At 48.3% G+C, this 20628-nt stretch carries 22 protein-coding genes and 1 riboswitch; of the genes, 17 read left to right on the top strand and 5 right to left on the bottom strand.

Annotated features, from left to right (window positions below):
* The first annotated feature begins 19 nt into the window (after positions 1-19).
* Positions 20-1309 (top strand): diaminobutyrate--2-oxoglutarate transaminase, encoded by a 1290-nt coding sequence (gene ectB / locus HCN83_RS10770; protein ID WP_168007126.1) that lies wholly within the window; start codon positions 20-22, stop codon positions 1307-1309.
* A 125-nt stretch (positions 1310-1434) separates the two neighbouring features.
* On the top strand, positions 1435-1830 hold the full coding sequence (locus tag HCN83_RS10765; protein WP_168007124.1) for an ectoine synthase: 396 nt from the start codon (positions 1435-1437) through the stop codon (positions 1828-1830).
* A gap of 128 nt (positions 1831-1958) precedes the next feature.
* On the opposite strand, the gene HCN83_RS10760 is transcribed toward HCN83_RS10765, so the two are convergent.
* Positions 1959-2198, bottom strand: coding sequence for a hypothetical protein (locus HCN83_RS10760; protein WP_168007122.1), 240 nt, complete (start codon positions 2196-2198; stop codon positions 1959-1961).
* Between the two features lie 58 nt (positions 2199-2256).
* Positions 2257-2778, bottom strand: a complete 522-nt coding sequence (locus HCN83_RS10755) for a GNAT family N-acetyltransferase (RefSeq protein WP_168007120.1) — start codon at positions 2776-2778, stop codon at positions 2257-2259.
* Positions 2779-2927: 149 nt separating this feature from the next.
* Here HCN83_RS10755 and HCN83_RS10750 point away from each other — a divergent pair, with 149 nt between their 5' ends.
* A complete protein-coding gene (locus tag HCN83_RS10750; protein ID WP_343033712.1) occupies positions 2928-4547 on the top strand; it encodes a M20/M25/M40 family metallo-hydrolase in 1620 nt (539 codons plus the stop codon).
* Positions 4548-5094: 547 nt separating this feature from the next.
* Entirely contained in the window at positions 5095-5541 is a 447-nt protein-coding gene (locus tag HCN83_RS10745; protein WP_168007116.1) for an SRPBCC family protein, read from the top strand.
* A gap of 43 nt (positions 5542-5584) precedes the next feature.
* Here the strand turns inward: HCN83_RS10745 and HCN83_RS10740 are convergent, their stop codons facing one another.
* From HCN83_RS10740 to exaC, 3 genes are all read right to left on the bottom strand, one after another.
* The gene (locus HCN83_RS10740) at positions 5585-5881 is read right to left on the bottom strand and encodes a hypothetical protein (protein ID WP_168007114.1); all 297 of its coding nucleotides are present in this window, start codon (positions 5879-5881) and stop codon (positions 5585-5587) included.
* Between the two features lie 104 nt (positions 5882-5985).
* A riboswitch (SAM riboswitch) is annotated at positions 5986-6085 on the bottom strand.
* Positions 6086-6135: 50 nt separating this feature from the next.
* Positions 6136-6492 (bottom strand): DUF779 domain-containing protein, encoded by a 357-nt coding sequence (locus HCN83_RS10735; protein ID WP_168007112.1) that lies wholly within the window; start codon positions 6490-6492, stop codon positions 6136-6138.
* 26 nt (positions 6493-6518) lie between these two features.
* Entirely contained in the window at positions 6519-8039 is a 1521-nt protein-coding gene (gene exaC / locus HCN83_RS10730; RefSeq protein WP_168007110.1) for an acetaldehyde dehydrogenase ExaC, read from the bottom strand.
* A gap of 157 nt (positions 8040-8196) precedes the next feature.
* On the opposite strand from exaC, the gene HCN83_RS10725 reads away from it, so the two are divergent.
* The 13 genes from HCN83_RS10725 to HCN83_RS10665 all read left to right on the top strand — a co-directional run bounded on the left by HCN83_RS10725 (position 8197) and on the right by HCN83_RS10665 (position 20622).
* Positions 8197-9720, top strand: a complete 1524-nt coding sequence (locus tag HCN83_RS10725; protein WP_168007108.1) for an FAD-dependent oxidoreductase — start codon at positions 8197-8199, stop codon at positions 9718-9720.
* A gap of 137 nt (positions 9721-9857) precedes the next feature.
* Positions 9858-11210: a copper amine oxidase gene (locus tag HCN83_RS10720; protein WP_168007106.1), complete on the top strand. Its 1353-nt coding sequence runs from the start codon at positions 9858-9860 to the stop codon at positions 11208-11210.
* 76 nt (positions 11211-11286) lie between these two features.
* A complete protein-coding gene (locus HCN83_RS10715) occupies positions 11287-12222 on the top strand; it encodes a class F sortase (RefSeq protein ID WP_168007104.1) in 936 nt (311 codons plus the stop codon).
* A gap of 174 nt (positions 12223-12396) precedes the next feature.
* Positions 12397-12687: an MTH1187 family thiamine-binding protein gene (locus tag HCN83_RS10710; RefSeq protein ID WP_168007102.1), complete on the top strand. Its 291-nt coding sequence runs from the start codon at positions 12397-12399 to the stop codon at positions 12685-12687.
* A gap of 66 nt (positions 12688-12753) precedes the next feature.
* A complete protein-coding gene (locus HCN83_RS10705; protein ID WP_168007100.1) occupies positions 12754-13524 on the top strand; it encodes a hypothetical protein in 771 nt (256 codons plus the stop codon).
* Positions 13525-13578: 54 nt separating this feature from the next.
* Positions 13579-14841, top strand: coding sequence for an MFS transporter (locus tag HCN83_RS10700; protein WP_168007098.1), 1263 nt, complete (start codon positions 13579-13581; stop codon positions 14839-14841).
* A gap of 41 nt (positions 14842-14882) precedes the next feature.
* Positions 14883-15389 (top strand): peroxiredoxin family protein, encoded by a 507-nt coding sequence (locus HCN83_RS10695; RefSeq protein WP_168007096.1) that lies wholly within the window; start codon positions 14883-14885, stop codon positions 15387-15389.
* Positions 15390-15691: 302 nt separating this feature from the next.
* Positions 15692-17602 (top strand): asparagine synthase-related protein, encoded by a 1911-nt coding sequence (locus HCN83_RS10690; protein ID WP_168007094.1) that lies wholly within the window; start codon positions 15692-15694, stop codon positions 17600-17602.
* A complete protein-coding gene (locus HCN83_RS10685; protein ID WP_168007092.1) occupies positions 17599-17757 on the top strand; it encodes a hypothetical protein in 159 nt (52 codons plus the stop codon). Before HCN83_RS10690 ends, HCN83_RS10685 begins: the two co-directional genes overlap by 4 nt.
* Before the next feature lie 68 nt (positions 17758-17825).
* Positions 17826-18785 (top strand): aldolase, encoded by a 960-nt coding sequence (locus HCN83_RS10680; RefSeq protein WP_168007090.1) that lies wholly within the window; start codon positions 17826-17828, stop codon positions 18783-18785.
* Positions 18748-19035 (top strand): lasso peptide biosynthesis PqqD family chaperone, encoded by a 288-nt coding sequence (locus HCN83_RS10675; protein ID WP_168007089.1) that lies wholly within the window; start codon positions 18748-18750, stop codon positions 19033-19035. The genes HCN83_RS10680 and HCN83_RS10675 overlap by 38 nt, the downstream gene beginning before the upstream one ends.
* The gene (locus HCN83_RS10670) at positions 19029-19520 is read left to right on the top strand and encodes a lasso peptide biosynthesis B2 protein (protein ID WP_168007087.1); all 492 of its coding nucleotides are present in this window, start codon (positions 19029-19031) and stop codon (positions 19518-19520) included. The genes HCN83_RS10675 and HCN83_RS10670 overlap by 7 nt, the downstream gene beginning before the upstream one ends.
* The gene (locus HCN83_RS10665; RefSeq protein WP_168007085.1) at positions 19492-20622 is read left to right on the top strand and encodes a nucleotidyltransferase domain-containing protein; all 1131 of its coding nucleotides are present in this window, start codon (positions 19492-19494) and stop codon (positions 20620-20622) included. The genes HCN83_RS10670 and HCN83_RS10665 overlap by 29 nt, the downstream gene beginning before the upstream one ends.
* The last annotated feature ends 6 nt before the right edge of the window (positions 20623-20628 follow it).

Here is a 20628-nt window from a genome sequence, read left to right as displayed (position 1 = left end):
ATTGGGAGGACCTTTATCCATGAATGAAAAGCTACAGTTGATCGAAGAGCTTGAATCCAGTGTACGAAGCTATGTACGAAGCTTTCCAACCGTTTTTACGAAAGCCCGCGGCTATAAAATGTGGGATGAAGCAGGCAAGGAGTATATCGACTTTTTCTCCGGTGCAGGCGCACTGAACTACGGACACAATGAACCGGCTATGAAGAAAAAGCTCGTTGACTATATTCTCGATGACGGCATCACGCATTCACTTGATAAAGCGACAGATGCAAAGGTAGCGTTTATGGAGAAGTTCCGTGACGTGATTATGAAGCCGCGCGACATGGACTACCGCATCATGTTCCCGGGACCAACAGGAACAAATACGGTCGAGAGCGCGCTGAAAATTGCGCGTAAAATGACAGGCCGCACGGATATCGTAAGCTTCACGAACGGTTTCCACGGCATGACAATTGGTTCCCTGTCTGTAACAGGAAACTCTATGAAGCGTAAAGGTGCCGGCATTCCGCTGAGCCATACGGTTCAGATGCCATATGACAACTTTGTCGATGGCGAAGACACGCTGGACTACTTCGAGCGCTTCCTCGAAGACAACGGAAGCGGCGTAGCCGTTCCGGCAGCGGTTATTTTTGAAACCGTACAGGGCGAAGGCGGTATTAACGCAGCCAGCTTTGAATGGATGCAGCGTCTGGAGCGCATCTGCCGCGAGTGGGATATCGTGCTGATTGTCGACGATGTGCAGGCTGGTGTCGGACGTACAGGTACGTTCTTCTCCTTTGAGCCGGCCGGTATTAAACCGGACGTGATCTGCCTGTCCAAGTCGATCGGCGGATACGGTCTGCCGCTTGCGATCACGCTCATTAAGCCGGAGCTGGATGACTGGAAGCCGGGTGAACACAACGGTACGTTCCGCGGTAACAACATGGCGTTTGTCACTGCGACCGAATCACTCACGTACTGGGAAGATCCAGAATTTGAAAAAAGTGTCCAGGCACGCGCAGAAACTGTTACGAAGTTCCTTGATAACATGATTGATAAATATCCAGAGATGAAAGCTCACCGTAAAGGACGAGGTCTCATGCAGGGTATTTCTTCTGATATTGAAGGATTCAGTGAGAAGGTGGCAGAGCACGCCTTTGAACGACAGCTGATCATGGAAACGGCAGGCGGACACGACCAGGTGTTCAAGCTGTTCCCGCCGATCAACATTGATGAAGAAGGGCTGCAGGCAGGACTGGATGTAATTGAGGCGAGCATCAAAGACGCCCTTAAATCCATGAATGTAAAGACGAAAACGGCAGCGAAGTAACGATAAACTAAAACAGAATCAGAGCGGCCGGGACTCCGCTTTCGGCCGCTCTTTTCTGCTGTCCGAATAACGGACAGTCTGTATAATAGAAGAAAACCGGAAAATCATCGAGGAGGATTTCAGACATGAAGGTAGTTCGACTGGAAGACATCATTGGAACAGACCAGCACGTAAAAGGTGAAAACTGGGAAAGCCGCCGCTTGCTCCTGAAAAAGGACAACATGGGCTATTCCGTACACGATACCGTTATTAAAGCAGGTACAGAAACGCACATCTGGTACCAGAATCACCTGGAGGCAGTATACTGCATCGAGGGTGAGGGTGAAGTAGAAACGGTAGCAGACGGCAAAGTATGGCCGATCAAAGCGAACGAAATCTACGCACTTGATAAGAACGACGAGCACTATCTGCGTGCTTACGAAGGTTCTGACATGCGCATGGTCTGTGTGTTCAACCCGCCGATCACCGGCCAGGAAACGCACAACGAAGAAGGCGCGTACGAGCTCGTAGAAGACGAATAAACAGGTCTATATTTGAAGCGCAGCGGATTACATTCCGCTGCGCTTTTTTTGTCATATCCATGGCTCATACAAATAACCCGGACGGGGGAGGCCCGGTCCGGGTTTTAAACGTTTCACGTGAAACAGCGTCAGACTTTTTCTACTAAATAAGCACGCTTCTCACGGAAATACTTTTCTCCATTGTCAGAGGAATGCTCGAAAAAGCCGTTATAAGAACCGGCAACTTTGTATTCGCGCTCCGGATCGGTAAACAGCTGCTCCTCGTTTGAAGAGAGAACGACGACATCAGTAGTGGACACGAAGCTGTCAAGCTCCTTCGCCGTGTAATTTTGACCGATTTCCAGCTGGTTTAAGCGATATTGTGTCATACAGTCAGCTCCTTTAAGTGAGATCGTGTATGACTCTGTTTCCCACTCAAAGCTGGGACTAAACTCGGTTTTCCTGATTTAGAAACAGTGCCATCAGGATCAGGTCGTCGTAGGCACCCTGATAGTAGACATGGCGGCGAAGCCTGCCTTCCTCTTCAAATTGGAACTGCTTGTAGAGAGACCGGGCGGCTGTGTTTTCTGCCAGCACTTCGAGCGTGATCTTTTCGAGGCCTGGAGCTTCTGCAGCCCAGCTCAGCAGTTCCTCCATCAGCTTCCGGCCGATGCCCGCACCGCGAGAGGAAGGGGCAAGCGACATGCCGAAACTGCCGTGGTGGACGTATTTGACTTGCGTACTTCGCTGAAAAATCAGCGAACCAACTGGCTGTCCATCGCTCTCTGCTGTTAAAAATAGCGAGCGGGGGTCGTTACGGACAGCGATGATCCGCTGTTCCATAGCATCAGTAGTATGTGTTACCTCTTCCGGGCTGACAAGGCCAAAGCCTTCCTCCGTTACTCCGGAAGCTATCGCGGCGAGTGCAGCAGCATCTTCCGGCAGCGCCTGTCTGATTAAAATCGTCACGATCCGATCACGTCCTTTTTCTGTATTGCTTCTATTGTGCAGGGCTTCAAGCAGAAATGGAAGGTTTTCTGCGTCACTGATGGTTTTTTTCTGCAGATAAGGTAAACTGGTGAAGGAATGGATTTTTTATCAGCGGGAGGATGGTTGGTATGTTGTGGCACACACCTGAAGCACTTGAAGAACTTCTTTGTGAAGTAGTCGGCTGGGAAAGCCGGACGTTTTCGCAGGGAGAAAAAGACTTTCCAGTTAAATTACAAGAGAAGCTGAAACTGCTTCCTTATTTTAAAGAGCACCGGGACTATGTTCATCTGCACGATGCTGATAAAGGACGGCGCTCGCTCACTGCGGTGTACCGGCATCCGGACGCGGATGTTACGAAAACGATCGTCATGATCAGCCACTTTGACACCGTACAGACGGAGGAATATGGTCATTTGGAACCGTTTGCATTTGATCCGAAGGCATTGACGATGAAGCTGAAGGAAGAAGCGGAAACGCTGCCGGAAGCAGCGAGAGCCGATCTGGATTCCGACAATTACCTGTTTGGCCGCGGTACGATGGATATGAAAATGGGCGTCGTGCTGCACCTGCATATTATCGAGCAGGCGATTGAAGAAGGCTGGCCATTGAACATCGTGCTCGTTTCTGTTCCCGACGAGGAAGTAGATTCGGTTGGGATGCGGACAGTCGTGCCGGAGCTATTAAAGCTGAAAGAAACGCACGCCCTCGACTACACGCTTTTTCTGAACAGCGAGCCGTCGTTTACACAGCGCCCTGGTGATGAAACCCACTACATTTACACAGGTACAATGGGGAAGATCATGCCGGCTGTACTGTTCTATGGAAAAGAAACGCACGTAGGAGAGCCGCTCAGCGGGATCACTGCGACGTACATGTCATCATACGTTTCGAAAGACATGGAATGGAATCCCGCCTTTAGGGAAGAAGACCTCGGAGAAAGCACGCCGCTTCCCGTTTCCTTGCAGCTGCGGGATTTAAAGCTGGAATACTCGACGCAGACGCCATACCGGGCCGCTGCCCTGTACAACGTTTTTACGATGAAGCGGGATGCCGGTGAGGTGATGGACACGTTTGAGGAGGTCGTTACGAAGGCGATGCAGCAGTGCAGCGCTGATTACGAGCGCCTGTGCGCAAGGGAACAGGTGGAAGGAGTCGGCGGGGTCCGTGTCATCCGCTACGAAGAGCTGTACGAGTACGTGAAAAATAAGTTCGATGAGGACCTGATTGATGAAGGCACCCGGACGATTCTGCAGGAAGAGGACTGGGATGACCGCGAGCAGGCAATCCGTCTTGCAGGGGAGTGGATGCTGCTTTGTCCGGAGCTTGCTCCGGCCGCCGTCCTGTTTTTTGCACCGCCGTACTATCCGGCCGTCAATTCGTCTGACGAAAGCCTCATCCAGGAGGCTGTTGAAAGCTTGAAGCAAACAGCTGACGACGAAGGCTTCCGCGTCGAGCACGTCCACTACTTTAACGGAATTTGCGACCTCAGCTACGTCAATTACCAGAAGCCGGACTCGGAGCTTGATGCCTACCCCAACAATACGCCGGTTTGGGGAACGGGCTACACGATTCCGTTTGAAGCGATGCAGCAGCTGAAGGCACCTGTCCTGAACGTCGGCCCGTTCGGCAAGGATCCGCATCAGCGCACCGAGCGGCTGCACCGGCAGAATGCCTTTGTGCATACGCCGAAAATGCTGCATAAGCTGATGGAAGTCTGGCAGAAAAACAGTTCACCGCACTACAGCTGAACAATTTTTTACAATCCTTTCATAATCCTTTACGCTTCTGCAACACGTTTTTAACACAAAGATGATAGAGTAGGAAATGTAAGAGAGAGAGCACCAATTATCTCCCCCCCTTTTTCATGAAGATCTTCCCCCTTAAAGAATCTTCATAGTAAGAGACAGCAGGTCGTCCGCAGCATCCGGGCGGCCTGCTGTTTGTTCCGTTCGGCAGAGGCTTAGAGAGAAAATAGCTGAAGGCAAACCCGCGTAAGGCTGGGGAAGCGCAGTAGAAATACAATGAAACGACTATCGTCATTTTGTTTACTTAATCGACAAGCCGGGCTTTAATTTACAAGCCTATTTAGCTGAAGCAGCCTTCCGGAACGTGAAGAACTTCCTGCCGGGCGCAGCATGTGTTCAAGGTATGTTATTAAAAGTAAAAAGTACTTTTGTTCTCCCATAGTTCCGTCAATTTCTCACAATATCCCACAGGCGCATCCCTTGATTTGTCAGGTATCATGGCCCGATAATAGAGTTATAAGGAAACGAATGGGCAGGAGGGAACTGACAGATGAAATGGGAGGAAGAAACTCTCGTTCCAACACATATTGAAGTAGTGTGGCACCGGTTTCAGGATCGTTCCATCGGCACCCTGCTGCCGCATGTCGTTCACAGTGAACTGATTGAGGGAAGCAGCGATACGATTGGTGCGAAACACCGGCAGACGTGCGCTGAAAACGGCCGGGAAATGACGTACGTCGTGGAAACGACCGACTACCGTGATGAACCGTCGCGAAAAGTGAAGCAGATACAGTTTGAATCGGACGGACATTTCGCGACAACGCTCAGGTTTACGTTGATCAAGCTGAATGAGAACGAAACCCAGCTGATTTATGAAGGCGAGAAAAAGCCTGTCAGCCTGACGGGCAGACTGAAGCTGAAATTCTCGGCAAAGCGAACGCGTGATCAGCTCGTACGCCGGTTCGTTCATCATCTGCGGCAAGAAACAGGAGCATAGCGGGAAAAGGCGTCCAGCGAAAATGCTGAACGCCTTTTGACTGCTACTGAACCTTTGAAGCGGGAAAGCCCTGCTTTTCCAGCTCACTCCACAAAAAGTGTTCGAGCGAGCCTGGTCCTTTTTTCTGCAGCGCCTTTGACTGATCCTGGGAGAGCGTGATGCGAAATTCCGCTCCCCGGAGCGACGAGGCATATACATAAAATCGGTTATGCAAAAAGGAGGTGCCGGCGTCGAATACGTAGTGACATCCGGCTGCTTTTCGCTTCATTCTTGCGACGGTTGACTGAAAGTAGGTTTCCGGATCGGCATGGTGGCAAAAAAGGGCGGACGCATAACTCATGATACATCATTCCTCTGCTGATAAATTCAGCATACATTCCCTGTCTGTGCATACGCACAAAAAACCCCTTCTTTCACGATGAGAGAAGGGGTTTTTCATCCGTTCATTCATCGCTCAGAGCAGTGCTCTGCTGGCGTTGGCACCTTGCGAGGCAGGTTGCCGTGGAGTCGTAGAGCCAGATCTCTCGTCCACTCAGGATAAATGTATACTGTTAACGGAAGTATAAACGCTTTATTTGAAAATGTCCAGCTTCGTCAAAGCTGCAGCTCTTTTCGTTCTTCATCGCTGAAGACGCGGGAGCGGGTGAAGAACCGCTTACCTTCCGGGCCTTCCAGTGAGAACATGCCGCCGCGTCCGTCGACAACGTCAATAATCAGCTGCGTATGCTTCCAGTATTCGTATTGATCGCGTGACATATAGAACGGAGAGCCGCCGATCTCGCCGAGATACACGTCGCTTTCACCTATACGCAGATCACCGTCGGGATAGCACATCGGAGAGCTGCCGTCGCAGCATCCGCCTGACTGGTGAAACATGAGCGGGCCGTGGCGCTTTTTCAGCTTTTCAATCAGTTCCAGCGTCTCCTCGGTTGCGGTTACTCGTTCTGTCATCACAGAACACCCTTTCTTTTTTCGGCTTAGAAAAAGCCTTTTGGTTCTTCACTGTAGCTCACAAGCATGTTTTTCGTCTGCTGGTAGTGGCTCAGCATCATCAGATGGTTTTCGCGACCAATACCGGACTTCTTATATCCGCCGAATGCCGCGTGCGCCGGATAGTCGTGGTAGCAGTTGGTCCATACCCGGCCGGACTGAATCGCGCGTCCGAAGCGGTAGGCCGTGTTAATGTTGCGGGACCAGACGCCGGCTCCGAGGCCGTAGAGGGTATCGTTTGCGATCGACAGTGCATCCGCCTGATCCTTAAACGAGGTGACGGAAAGCACCGGACCGAAAATTTCCTCCTGGAAAATACGCATTTTGTTATGTCCTTCAAAAATAGTCGGCTGCACATAGTATCCGCCGGCAAGATCGCCGTCCATATGTGCCTGTTCTCCGCCAACAAGTACTTTAGCACCTTCCTGCTTGCCGATATCGAGGTATGATACAATTTTATCCAGCTGCTCCTTGGAGGCCTGGGCTCCCATCATCGTATCGGTATCGAGCGGATTGCCGGTTTTGATGCGCTTGACCCGGTCCACGGCCTTTTCCATAAAGCTGTCATAAATGGATTCTTCAATCAGCGCCCTTGAAGGACACGTACAAACTTCCCCCTGGTTTAAGGCGAACATGGCAAAACCTTCGAGCGCCTTTTCGAGATAGCCGTCCTCCTGCTGCATGACGTCAGCGAAGAAGAGGTTCGGAGACTTGCCGCCGAGCTCCAGCGTAACGGGAATAATATTCTCTGATGCATACTGCATAATCAGACGGCCTGTCGTCGTTTCGCCGGTAAAGGCTACTTTATCAATACGGGAGCTGGACGCGAGCGGTTTCCCCGCTTCGACGCCAAATCCGCTGACGATGTTGAGCACACCCGGCGGCAGCAGGTCTTCGATCAGCTCAAGCAGCACAAAGATGCTGGACGGCGTCTGTTCAGCCGGCTTCAGCACGACGCAGTTGCCGGCTGCAAGAGCAGGCGCGAGCTTCCACGTCGCCATGAGGATCGGGAAGTTCCACGGAATAATCTGACCGACAACGCCGACAGGCTCATGAAAATGATAGGCGATCGTATCTTCATCAATCTGGCTGATGCCGCCTTCCTGAGAACGGATCGCTGCAGCAAAATAGCGGAAATGATCAATTGCGAGCGGAATATCTGCGGCAAGCGTCTCCCGTACTGCTTTTCCGTTTTCCCACGTTTCGGCAACGGCTAGCATTTCGAGGTTGGCTTCCATTCGATCGGCAATTTTCAGCAGAATGTTTGAGCGCTCTGTAGGCGAGGTCGCGCCCCATGAAGCCTTCGCTTCGTGACCAGCTTCAATAGCAGCTTCCACATCTTCTTTTGATGAGCGGGCCATCTCGGTAAAAACTTCACCGGTGACCGACGTCGTGTTTTCAAAGTACTCGCCGTTTTTCGGCGGCACATACTGTCCTCCGATATAGTTGTCGTAACGCTTTTTAAATTGAACCAGACTGCCTTCCGTATTCGGCTTTTCGTAGATCATGTGCACACTCTCCCATTCTTCTCTGTATTTGATAAAGCGAAAAAATGTAAGCGATTACAGTATATCATAAATCGTCGAATTTTCAAATAATTTCGTTTCATAAATAATGGCAGTGGGAATATCGGAAGCAAAGCGACTTTTTTAAGGGGGAATCCGGATGAACAAGCTGCCTGAACAACCCGCATCATTATGGCGGGAGCGGCCTACACAGACATTTCCGGCATTGGAGGAAGATCTCGATACCGAAGTCTGCGTGATTGGCGGTGGTATAGCAGGCGTCTCAACTGCCTTTATACTTGCGAGGCGAGGCTTTCAGGTTGTGCTCGTGGAGGCCGATCGGATGGGTGCCGGCACGACCGGCTGGACGACGGCGAAAATTACGTCTCAGCACGGACCGAAATACGCAGATTTAATTGATCAGATCGGAGTTGATAACGCCCGGCTTTATTACGATGCCAACGAGGATGCCATCAGCTGGATCGAACGGATGACCCGCAAGCTGAATATTGACTGCAATTTTGAACGGCAGCATGCTTATTTGTATGCCGATACAGACGAAGGAATGGAGCAGCTGGAACGGGAGGCGGAAGCGTACCTGCAGCTGGAGCTTGACGGCGGCATGGTGGAAAAAGAAGGCTTCGACGGTACAAAGCGGCGCATGCTCGCCATGTACGATCAGGCTCAGTTTCACCCGGTCTGCTTTCTCGCTAAGCTTCTCCGCTATCTGGAAGTAGAGAATATGCCCGTATTTGAACAGTCGCGTGCAGTCGATATTAAGCGCGGTAAGCGGCCCCAGGTGCTTATGGAGAACGGGTCCGTCGTGATGGCCGATCACGTCGTCATGGCGACCCACTATCCGTTTAAAGATCTGCAGGCGCTGTTTGTGGCCAGGCTGCACGTGGAACGATCCTATTCCGTTGCTTTCCGTCTGAACACAAAAGCGCCGGAAGGGATGTATTTGAATGTGGAAAGCCCGAAGCGGTCGATTCGCCGTGCGTTTGATACGGATGGAAGAGAGCTTCTTCTTATCGGCGGAGAAGGACATACGAGCGGGCAGAAGGTGAATACGCTTGAAAACTATAAAAAACTGCATCAGTTCGGCCTCGATCACTTTGATACCGCTGCAGTGCCGTACCGCTGGGCCTCCCAGGATGTATTTACACTGGACGGGCTCCCGTACGCAGGCCCTGTTAATCCGGGAAAAGATGATGTATTCGTCGCCACCGGCTTTGCAAAGTGGGGCATGACGAACGGCGTCGCTGCCGCGCAGATCATCGCGGACCGGATTACGGAAAAGCGAAACGAATACGCGCCGCTGTATACACCGTCACGCTTCAGGCCGGGAAAAGAAATGAAAAATGCGGTTAAGGAAAACATGGATGTTGCCATGGAGTTTGTCCGTGGAAAGCTCGACCGCGGAAAAAGCAAAAAGGTGGAAGATCTTGATTTCAACGAAGGTGCAGTCGTTAATGTAAACGGGAAGCGTGCCGGAGCTTATAAAGATGAGCACGGCCACGTCACAATCGTGGATACGACGTGCACGCATCTCGGCTGTGAGCTCTATTGGAATAACGGAGACCGGTCGTGGGACTGTCCGTGCCACGGGTCCAGGTTTAACACAGACGGCGATGTACTCGAAGGCCCGGCGGTGAAGCCGCTCGATCAGCTGAAAGAAGAATAAATGAGAAAGCCGCTCCTGAATATGATCAGGGGCGGTATTTTTCTGCGGAGTAAAAAGTTTTTTGGAAAAAAGTGATCCAACCATTTTTTCCTTCCGTTTACTCTTGTGAAAGCAAAACAAAAACGGAGGGATTATGGATGAAAATGATGAAGAAAGCAGCACTGACGTCCTGCGCACTGCTCGTATTTGCACCAACCGTTGCAATGGCTGATGATCACGGAGACCACGATCACGATGACTACAGTCCGACAGTTTCCACACCGGCAGCTGATCTGCGGGCTGACCTGGATCAGCTTTTCTCCGAGCACTTTGCACTGACAGTCGCGTTTATGCAGAAAGCATTTGATGGAGCAGAGGATACGGCGCAAGCCGGAGCGGCTCTGGATGAAAACACAGCAGAAATCACCGCGACGATCGAATCTGTTTACGGATCTGAGGGAGCGGATGAATTTAACCGCATCTGGCAGAGCCACATTGACTTTTTCGGTGATATGGTCGCAGCGGAAGCTGAAGGAGATGAGGAAGCACGCGCCCAGGCAGAGGCGGACCTTGATAATTACGTAGATGAATTTTCCGCATTTCTAGATGCAGCAACTGAAGGCGGGCTGCCGCAGGAAGCTGGTCAGGAAGCGATCACTGCACATGTTGAAGATGTATCGAGCACGTTTGATTCGTATGTTGACGGCGAATTCATGGAGGCATACGAGAACTTCCGTCACGGCTTCCACCACATGTTTGATATCGGCGTGAATCTTGGCGGCGCTATTTCCGAGCAGTTCCCGGAAGACTTTGATAACACAGAGGTGTCCACGCCGGCTGCAGACCTTCGTGCACACTTGAACCACCTTCTGTCCGAGCATTTCTTCCTGGCATCATTCACGATGCAAAAAGGCTTTGATGGTGCAGAAGACTTTGATTTTGTGTCCTGGGCATTAGATGAAAATACAGCGGATCTGACGGAAACAATCGGATCTGTCTATGGAGATGAAGGTGCAGAAGCCTTCGAACCGATCTGGCAGAGTCACATTGATTTCTTTGGTGACATGACTGTAGCGGCAATTGAAGAAGATGCCGATGCACGAACGCAGGCAGAAGCGGATCTGGAAAGCTACGTCGTTGAATTTTCCGCCTTCCTCGATGAAGCAACAGGCATTCCGCAAGAAGCCGGGGAAGAGGAAATCCGTTCCCACGTTGCAGATGTAACGAATACGTTCGATGCGTATACCGCAGGTGAGTTCGAGCGTACGTGGAGCGAGGAGTTCCGTCACGGCTTCCATCATATGTTCATGCTCGGTGAAGTGCTGAGCGGAGCGATCGTCGACCAGAACCCGGACATGTTCGCTGCAGACAGCATGCCTGAAGAAATGCCGGCAACCGGTCTTGGCGGCACCGCTTCCAACACGACCTTTATGTGGGCGATGCTGACAGCCTTCATTGCAGCAGCAGGAGCACTGGTACTTGGACGCAAAAAGCTGAACAGCCAGCAGTAGAGGCTGATTATATACGGATCTTCCGGGGGCTTCGCTCCCGGACTGGTCCGATTTCGCAGCGGAAGGAGAGGCTGACATGAAGCGACTTATCTACTTATTTCTGCTGCCGGCAGCAGTTGCCGCAGCTGCTTTTATGATTGTGCTGCTTATCCAGCCTGTTTTCTCCAGTCCGACTGAGACGCAGGTGCTGTCCGAGCGCAATGAAGCACCGGCTGAGGCAGAAGAAGAAGCCGGAGAATTTGAGGATATGGAAGCATTCACGGTCCATCCGAGCCAGGAGGAAGCGCCGGAGGTCTCAGAAGAAGAAAAGGGACCCGGGATCCCTGAAACGCTGACTGTTCCGGCGATTGACGTGGAAGCGGATTTGGAAGAGGTAGGAATACTGGATAACGGGCAGATGGGCGTTCCTGATTCAGCTGAGGGGGTCGGCTGGTTCGAACCGGGTGCGCGTCCTGGAGAACAGGGGAACGCAGTGCTGGCTGGTCACGTAGACAGCCGCGACGGTCCTGCCGTATTTTACGATCTGCATGAGCTGGAAGCTGGAGACGAGGTTTTCGTAACCGATGACGAAGGAAGTGAGCTTCAGTTTGAAGTGACGAAAACCGTCGTTTATGATCGACGTGAGGCTCCGCTTGAGGAAATTTTCGGGCGAAGCGACGGACGGCATCTGAATTTGATTACCTGCACCGGCACCTTTAATCAGGAGTACGGCACACATGACGACCGCCTCGTCGTGTATACAGAGCTCGTGGAAGAAGAAGCGGGACAGCCGGACACTCCGGAAAATATTTCGGTTAGCGGCCAGTCTTTCCGCTGGCATGCGGTCGACGATGAGAACGTCGTCGGCTACCGGGTATACAGGGAGCTGGAGGACGGCACCGTTGAGCTTGCTGCCAGCAAAGCAGCCTACGAGCGGAAAAGCTACTCGTCAGATGACGTAGGCGAGCTGACGCATTATGTTACTGCTGTTACGAAAGATGGTGCAGAATCAGAACCATCAGAGAAACAATAAACGCGGGCCGGATCCTTTTATGAAAAGGGTCCGGCTTTTTCTGAGGCGTTTCGAATCTAAGCTGTATGATGCCTGAACGAGCCTTGGATTCCTTTTGGTCAGAGACGAATGTTTAAACAGGATGAGAAATGGCAATAGTCTTTTTAACAAGACGTTAAAAGGAGGAAGTTGACTATGGCACTTTTAGAAATCAGCGTAGTACCAGTAGGAACAGGTTCAGAAAGCTTTCAGGACGATGTCGATCGAGCTGTCGCAGTTATTGAGCAGAATGGGCTCAAGTATCAGGTCACACCAACTTCAACGATCGTGGAAGGAGACATCGATAAATTGTTCGATGTTGCCCAGGTGATCCACCTGAACGAAGTGAAAAATAATGCAAAGCGGGTTGTCACGACGATGAAGATCGACGACCGCACGGATAAGGATATGACGCTTGAAGGCCAGGTCAATAAAGTAGACAAATAAACAAAAATAAACGATCTCCAGCCGGGCAGCCACCCGGCTGGAGTTTTATATGAAAGGAGCAGCGCGATGGAAACGACAATTATGCAGCAGGCAGCTCAGCTTCAGGATAAACTTGCAGCTGCATATCCTGACCTGCTTCTGCCCCAGGCTGTGCCGCTCCTCTGGCTCGGGCCTGTGCGTCCGGTGCTGACAATTGGCGTGAACCCGTCACCGCGGGATTTTGACAATGAGGACCGCTTTCCCCGGAAAAAGAACGATCAGAAGGCTGTCGATTGGGCAAAAACGGAGGCAGAGGCAGCAATGCGGCAGCTAAACGATTATTTTCTCTCCGGAGACGTGTACACGAACTGGTTTGGAAAGAAGAACGGCGCAAAGATGGAAGGGTTTATGAACGGAGCTGGTCACAGCTACTACGGAGATCATGCCTCGGTGTATCACATGGATTACGTACCGTTTGCTACTAAAAAGCGGATGGGAGCGACCGGTCTGAAAGAAGAGCTGTTTCAGCTTGAGGACATGCGTACGCTGTTCCAGCAGCGGCTTACATGGTTAAGGCCTCGACAGATATGGGTATTTGGTGACGACGTGAAGCGGGCGCTGCCGGAAGTGGAGCATGGACCGGTGCAGCTCGTGCCCGGCTACCCGGCCGTATCGTTTGCCTCCGGGAGCGTCTGTGATTGCCCGGCCGTATTTGTTCACGCGAAGCCGGGAGAACAATTTCTTGGACTCGGAAGCGCGACAGACAGCCACGGCCGTCATCACGGCTCATATGGATCCCGTTCATCGCTTCGGGAAATCGGCGCCATTATTTCCCGGGAAATAGAAGGTCTCGGCTAGAGGCAAAGCTGTGCTATACTATTTCGTAAACAGAAATAATGGTGGGGGTGCAGCATGCAGCAAAGACCAGATCGGGTGATGCGGAGCATACCCGGCTATTACGGCTGGGTGATTGTGATGATGTCGGCAGCAGCCGTCTTTTTATCCGGACCTGGTCAGACGTATTCGGTTTCTATTTTTATTGACGCCTACATAGAAGAGTTCGGCTGGAGCCGGTCGCTCGTATCGGCTCTGTATGCAGGAGCAACGCTGCTGTCGGGAACGCTGATGATCTGGTTTGGCAGCTTGATCGACCGCTTTGGCCAGCGGAAGGCATCAATCAGTGCAGCAGTTTTGCTGGGTCTTGCCTGCTTGTTTAACAGCCTGCTGCTCGGGCCGGTTATGCTGTTTTTCGGCTTCTTTTTCATTCGGCTGTTTGGGCAGGGACTGATGGAAATGGTTCCGAACACACTCGTGCCGAGATGGTTTTCGGCAAAGCGAGGAAAAGCATTTGCACTGATGGAGGTTGGCGGATTTTTAAGTGCTGCCGTATTGCCGCCGCTCAACGTCTGGCTGATCGCCGGGGCAGGCTGGCAGGGAGCATGGCAGATCTGGGGAGCGATTCTGCTAGTCTGCTATCTGCCTCTCGTCATTCTTTTCGTGCGAAATGCTCCAGGAGACTATGGCCTTCAGGTCGATGGTCTTTCATGGAAGGAATCAGAACGCGCCGGAAACGCAATAGCTGATGCAGGCCTGACGCTGCAGCAGGCACTTCGTTCGCCGAGCTTCTGGGCGGTGATATTTTGCATTGCTGTACCGGCGATGGTGAACACCGGGCTGACGTTTCATATGGTATCGATTCTCGGAGAACAGGGACTGACGAGAGGAGAGGCCTCCTTTGTCTTAAGTCTCGTGGCGCTCACGGCCTTTCCTCTCTCGTTTCTGGCAGGTGCCGTCCTGGACCGGTTTCCGCTCCCAACCGTTTTTGCACTTACGTTTCTGACGGAAGCTTCAGCGGTTCTCGTACTCCTTGCCGGTGAAGGCTACACCTCGGCAGTGCTGTTTGGTCTGCTGCGGGGAACGGCAGCAGGTTTCGGGACCATCTGTCTCGCGCTGATCATTCCGAATTTTTTCGGCACCGCACACCTTGGAAGCCTGAAGGGAGTCGGTGTGACGGCGACGGTAACAGCATCCGCGATCGGACCACTGCCCTTTGGACTGGCGTTTGACCAATTTGGCAGCTATAACGAAATTTTGCTTCTCATGCTGGTTTTTCCGCTTACGGCATCGTTTGTCGCCTGGAAAAATAAAGGGCCAGTGATTAAAAGAGACCGATAACGGGAAAAAAAGCATCACGCCACAATCACTGAGGTGAAAGGATGGAAAATCTGTTAGTAGGCTATCATACACCGGAGATTGCACTTCCGGCTGTCACAGGAGAGACGTATCAGCTTGAGAAGGACAGAGAAGTGCGTCCGGGCTGGAGATTGATCTATTACTTCCGCGGCTCCTGGTGTCCCGCGTGCGAGAAATCACTGCAGGAGCTGAAGGAAAGTCAAAAACAGCTGTCTGATCAGAACGTGTGGATTACCGCTGTCTCAAGCGACAGGCTTGAAAAGCTGGAAGGCTTTCAGCATAAGCACAACTATCCATTTCCCATACTTGCCGATGAAAACATGCAAATGCTGCAGGACTTCGGTGTGTACAAGCATGATGATGAGAACAGTATGTACAGCGATCACGGAATCCATGGAGAGCCAGCAGTCTTCCTGTTAGATGAAGAAAACAGGCTGCTGTTCGTGCAGCGTCAAAGCGGCCCGTTTGGACGCATTGATGTGGAAGGACTGCAGCAGAATATCGACTATATTGTTGAGCATAAGCAGTAAAAGGAGAGTGAACGGTCTGAGCCAATCTGCTCAGACCGTTTTTCATGGATGTTTGTTCGTTATAACGTTTTTGATAAATAGCTCATAAAACGAACGGCTGTTCATTTTTAAGAGAATTTTCAACAATCTTTTTTCTGAATATTTAGTTGACAGCTTCCGTATATGGTGCTAAATTGAACATAAGTTATTCGTTATTAAGAATTTAGTTACTGATCGATTTTTTAAAGCGAACGTGTTTGCACGCGTTTGCATTTATTTTATTCGTTTTGTTCGTTAAAACGCACGAGTTGGAGGCGGGAGACTTGGGAGCTATAGCAGCGATAATATCTGAAAGTCCACAGTTAAACAATTCGCTTGAGCGATTGACAGAATGTCTAAAATCTTATCAGCATGAAGCATTAAATCAGCTTTATTATGGAAGAGCTGGCTTCTCTTGTGCTCATCAATGGGTTACTCCAGAGTCTGAGGGAGAAATCCTGCCTCTATTGCAAAACAACTATATGATTGTCGCTGATTGTATTATCGATAATCGATATGAATTATCACAGGATTTAGGGATAAAAACAAGTCATTCTAAATTAATGTCAGATACTCAACTCATATTGGAATCTTATAAAAAATGGGGTAATAAATGCGTAAAAAAACTCATTGGAGATTTTGCCTTCATAATTTGGGATAGTCAGAGAGAGGTTTGCTTCGCAGCAAGAGATTTTTCTGGTACAAGAACCCTCTATTTTTCACATACTGATGATTACTTAACTATTTGTACAACAATGGAACCTTTATTAAGAGCCTTTGATATAAACCCTGAAATTAATGAGGCTTGGGTAGCAGAATATATAGCTATTCCCACATTTCTTGATGCTGTAACAGTCGATTCAACAATCTATACGAATATTAAGCAAATCCCGCCTTCGCACTCATTAGAGTATAAGGCTGGAACAATAAATATAAAAAAATATGCAGCGATTGATTTCACAAAACAAATTGTGTTTCAAAGTGATGATCAATACGAAGAAATGTTCAGAAACATTTTAGAGAGAGCAGTGAGGGATAGACTTCGAACCAACGGTAAAATTGGTACGTATTTAAGTGGAGGGCTGGATTCTACAAGTGTGACAGCCTTTGCAGCACGAAATGCTAAAGATAAGCTTTACAGTTACAGTGTGCTTCCCAAACATAATTTCCAAGACTGGACAGATAAGTCACTAGTGCCTGATGAGAGCGAATACATTCAATCCTTTTTAGAGTTGTACCCAGAAATCAAACCCACATTTTTACGATTTGAAGATCAGTCTCTTCTCTCTAATCTTAATAATCAAATTAGCATATTAGAAACTCCATTTAAATTTGTACCAAACATGTTTTGGCTTGAAGGTGTTACCTACCGAGCTAAGCAAGATGGAGTTAAGGTACTGCTAAATGGGGCTAGAGGAAATTTTACGATATCGCATGGGTCTCTAGAAATCAATTTATCAGCATACAGAAGATTAATAAAACGAGGGAAGCTTATTAAAGTGAATAAAGAATTAAAGCAATTTTGTAATTACTATAGAACAGGCAGAAAAAAAATGTTTCCATATTTACTGAAAAAAGAAGTGCTCTCACAAGGAGTATACGAATCAATTATTGATAAAAATTTCGCAGCCTGTCATAGAACAGTTGAAAAACTCTCGTCGATAGGTTTAACCGAAAGAGGTTTGAAAAATCCCGCTTTATCAAGAAACAATCATTTTCTTCATGATGGTTCCTGGAATAAAAACGGTGTTCTAGATACAAAGATGTCTCTTGAAACGGGAGTTTGGAATAGGGATCCTACGAATGATTTAAGGCTCATCCAGTTTTGCTTAGCAATTCCTGAAGAACAATTTTGGAAAAATGGACTAGATCGATCTCTAATAAGAAGGTCAATGAAAGAGTACTTGCCTGTTGAAATAATTACTAATTATTTTTCAAGGGGTATGCAGGCAGCTGATACCATCTTGCGATTAGAAAAGGAATGGAATGATCTTATCAACGAATTTAAGGAGATGCTTCATCACCCTCTAATTCGTTCGTGGACATCTACCATCCTCTTACATGAGTATATAAAGGAGCTGGAGAATGCAGAAGGGCAGGAAGAGCTTATTAAGCTCCGCTTTGTCAGCCTCATCCGATTGCTTACTTTATATAGATTAGTAGTAAATAAGGAACGAAAGGGGGTGAAACTATGAAACAAGCATGGAAAACGCCAGTAATTGAAAAGTTGGACATCACGCAAACAATGGGAGGCGGCACAGACGTTTTCGGAGATTGTACAGAGGCAAATAATAGTAGTCAGCAACCAAACCCTACATGCCCTAGGGATGGTGAAAACGGAGGTAGCTGATAAGAGTGTTATCCATAAGACCCGTCCGAAAAACGGACGGGATTCTTATCCGATAAGGAGGGAAGACAGTGATCTTTAAAAAAGAGAGAAAAGCAGCATTCAGCTTGAATATAGAAACCGAAATACCGTTACCGGAACTAATGGTTGCACAAGGGGGAGGAACAGATGTTTCAATAGTACACGATTCTTCTGTTATACAAGAATTCTGCGAACAAAGCAGTGATCCGGAGGAATTTGTCATAAACAAGAGCGAAGTGCTGTTTTTAGAAAAAGATCTAGCTGTCTTTTCGATAGAAGGCGGGCGCTTGATCAGGGTGGGGATGCTAAGAGATAGTAAGCTGGATCAAGTCCGTCTTTTTTTACTTGGAACATGCATGGGGATCATTTTGATGCAGCGTTCTCAGCTTACATTACATGGAAGTGTAGTTTGGTATCAGGGAAAAACAATTGCTTTTACGGGAAATTCCGGGGCTGGAAAATCGACTTTGGCAGCCTCTTATTTAAAGAAAGGAGCAATGTTAATAAGCGATGATTTAATTCCAGTAAAAATCAATTCAAAAGGTGAAGTTATCGTGATTCCGGCTTATGCCCAACAAAAGCTATGGACTAAGAGTTTAAGTACATTAGAGATGGATCAGTCAAAATATCTACCTCTTTTTGATCGAAAAACAAAATTTGCAGTTCCATGCGAGGATAAATTTACCAAAGAAGAAAAAAAGCTAGATATTATTATTGAGGTAATAAAGACAGAACACATTCCTTTTTGTGAAATAACGGAGGTAATAAATTTAGAGAAGCTTCCTCTAGTTGCTAGACAAACATATAGAGGCTTTCTAGTACCGTACATTCAGACACCACAATGGCATTTTCAGTATGCTTCAGCTATAGCTGAAAAAGTTTCTATGTGGCAGTTGAAGCGTCCTGATGATGAAGATACATTTTCTCAGGTTCAACAACTAATTGATACAGTGTTGGAGGGGGGGGAGATCAATGACTCATCAAAAATGGTACTTACAAAAGAAGGGTAATGTTGTAAGCAAAATGAATGGTGAAACAGTAATGTTTAATATGAAAAATGGGAGTTATTATAACATCGGTTCTGTAGGAGGTGATATTTGGGAAAAATTAATGCAACCGGTGACGGTAGATGAAATCACGTCAGACATGATAATGAAATATGATATTGAAGTACAGCAGTGTTATAAGGAGGTAGAAGCTTTCTTAAAGCATTTGATTCAGGAAGAGCTTGTGGAAGTACGGGGGGGACTGACATGCTGAGAAAATGTAGTACGCTGATTTTTCACTCAAATGGGATGAGGCTCCTATACGCTGAAGCGTTTGCTGAATTGGCTATTGCTAAAGTTATAAAGCATCGCCCTTTCTCACAGTGGCAAAAAAAGCTTGGTGTACCGCAGGCAGAAACGCTTCTATCTGTCTATGACGCTGAGGAACGCGATAAAATTCGTCGTGTTTCGGGAGCAGTTCAAACTGTAGCAAAATATACATTTTGGGAAAGTATGTGTCTTGTTCAAGCACTTGCAGCTTCTAACATGCTCAAAAGAAGAGGCTATCCTTCAACGTTCTATCTAGCTACGGCAAGAAATGAGGATGGAAATCTGGAAGCTCATGCATGGCTCCGTAGTGGAACTATTTTTGTTACTGGAGGAGAATTAAGGAGCCAATTTACTCCAGCTGTTACGTACGCCTTAGAAGGAGAGCAAAGGAGGAGCAGCAATGTCAGTTCACCAAAGTGTATTGGATAGGAACTCAGCAGATCTATTGAATATTATCAACCATCAACACCTCAATCATCGTGAGGTAGATTGGCAAGGTATATATAATGCAGCGTATCATCATCGTTTAATACCAGTTCTTAATCAGCAGATCGAGCAGAGAGAAAGCTTTCCGATACCTGAAGAGTGGAGGGGTATAATTCAGAAGAAGGCTGCAAGAATTACCTTCTACCATTTTCAATTAATTAGAGAAATGGTAAAGCTGAATGATTGTTTTAATAAAAACAAACTTAAAGCTCTTCATTTAAAGGGTCTCCTTTTGTCACAAAAATTATTCGGCGACCTTTCTCTCCGCAGTACAAGTGATATCGATCTGCTAGTATCTTTATCAGATTTGGAAGGTGCAGAAGAGCTATTAAAAGCAATCGGTTATAAAGAGCAGGTGTATTTTTCACGTAGATTGAATGATTGGAAGTGGCGGCATCATCATTCCACTTTTATAAGCGAAGAAGGCTTAAAAGTAGAACTTCACTGGCGCCTGCATCCTGGTCCTGGAAAAGAACCCTCATTTCAAGCGTTGTGGGAGCAAAGAGAAATGATAATCATAGCTGGAAATGCTTTTTTTATGCCTGGAAGTGATCATTTGTTTCAGTTTTTAATTATGCATGGGGCAAGGCACGGGTGGAGTAGACTACGATGGCTTTATGATATTCATATGCTGGTTCTGAAATACGGGCAAGCGTTCAGCTATAGGGGTGGATTTGTGCCGGAACACGTTTATGGTTCTGCATTGAAATTAAGTAAGGATATATTCAATACGGAAGTTCCTGACGAATTTTCTGGTTTATTAACAAGTGAAAAATCCGTTTCTCTAGCTGATCAGACACACATCTATCTTGCTCATCAAATCAATCTTCATGACGGGAAACTTCCTGATTGGATTCAAGATCATCATCAACATTATTTGAAGCAGATTATGCCAATTAGGCAACGTGTCGTCACCTGGTTGTCTCATTTTTACCCATACCCCGAGGATGTCAATGTGATCCCACTACCGAGACTATTAACGCCTCTATACTTTCCTGGAAAACCGTTAACATGGTTTCTAAGGAAAACGATGAAAAGCCAATGAGAAAAG

The organism is Alkalicoccus luteus, assembly GCF_012034335.1.
Taxonomy (GTDB): domain Bacteria; phylum Bacillota; class Bacilli; order Bacillales; family Salisediminibacteriaceae; genus Alkalicoccus; species Alkalicoccus luteus_A.
This window is presented reverse-complemented; position numbering and strand designations above follow the sequence as displayed.

Excerpts from the sequence above, each read along its gene's own strand:
- HCN83_RS10700 (WP_168007098.1), top strand. The coding sequence starts at position 13,579 with ATGCAGCAAAGACCAGATCGGGTGATGCGGAGCATACCCGGCTATTAC.
- HCN83_RS10695 (WP_168007096.1), top strand. The coding sequence starts at position 14,883 with ATGGAAAATCTGTTAGTAGGCTATCATACACCGGAGATTGCACTTCCG.
- HCN83_RS10735 (WP_168007112.1), bottom strand. The coding sequence starts at position 6,492 with ATGACAGAACGAGTAACCGCAACCGAGGAGACGCTGGAACTGATTGAA.
- HCN83_RS10665 (WP_168007085.1), top strand. The coding sequence starts at position 19,492 with ATGTCAGTTCACCAAAGTGTATTGGATAGGAACTCAGCAGATCTATTG.
- HCN83_RS10725 (WP_168007108.1), top strand. The coding sequence starts at position 8,197 with ATGAACAAGCTGCCTGAACAACCCGCATCATTATGGCGGGAGCGGCCT.
- HCN83_RS10715 (WP_168007104.1), top strand. The coding sequence starts at position 11,287 with ATGAAGCGACTTATCTACTTATTTCTGCTGCCGGCAGCAGTTGCCGCA.
- HCN83_RS10685 (WP_168007092.1), top strand. The coding sequence starts at position 17,599 with ATGAAACAAGCATGGAAAACGCCAGTAATTGAAAAGTTGGACATCACG.
- HCN83_RS10750 (WP_343033712.1), top strand. The coding sequence starts at position 2,928 with ATGTTGTGGCACACACCTGAAGCACTTGAAGAACTTCTTTGTGAAGTA.
- HCN83_RS10740 (WP_168007114.1), bottom strand. The coding sequence starts at position 5,881 with ATGAGTTATGCGTCCGCCCTTTTTTGCCACCATGCCGATCCGGAAACC.
- HCN83_RS10705 (WP_168007100.1), top strand. The coding sequence starts at position 12,754 with ATGGAAACGACAATTATGCAGCAGGCAGCTCAGCTTCAGGATAAACTT.
- HCN83_RS10670 (WP_168007087.1), top strand. The coding sequence starts at position 19,029 with ATGCTGAGAAAATGTAGTACGCTGATTTTTCACTCAAATGGGATGAGG.
- HCN83_RS10720 (WP_168007106.1), top strand. The coding sequence starts at position 9,858 with ATGAAAATGATGAAGAAAGCAGCACTGACGTCCTGCGCACTGCTCGTA.
- HCN83_RS10710 (WP_168007102.1), top strand. The coding sequence starts at position 12,397 with ATGGCACTTTTAGAAATCAGCGTAGTACCAGTAGGAACAGGTTCAGAA.
- HCN83_RS10760 (WP_168007122.1), bottom strand. The coding sequence starts at position 2,198 with ATGACACAATATCGCTTAAACCAGCTGGAAATCGGTCAAAATTACACG.
- ectB (WP_168007126.1), top strand. The coding sequence starts at position 20 with ATGAATGAAAAGCTACAGTTGATCGAAGAGCTTGAATCCAGTGTACGA.
- HCN83_RS10745 (WP_168007116.1), top strand. The coding sequence starts at position 5,095 with ATGAAATGGGAGGAAGAAACTCTCGTTCCAACACATATTGAAGTAGTG.
- exaC (WP_168007110.1), bottom strand. The coding sequence starts at position 8,039 with ATGATCTACGAAAAGCCGAATACGGAAGGCAGTCTGGTTCAATTTAAA.
- HCN83_RS10675 (WP_168007089.1), top strand. The coding sequence starts at position 18,748 with ATGACTCATCAAAAATGGTACTTACAAAAGAAGGGTAATGTTGTAAGC.
- HCN83_RS10765 (WP_168007124.1), top strand. The coding sequence starts at position 1,435 with ATGAAGGTAGTTCGACTGGAAGACATCATTGGAACAGACCAGCACGTA.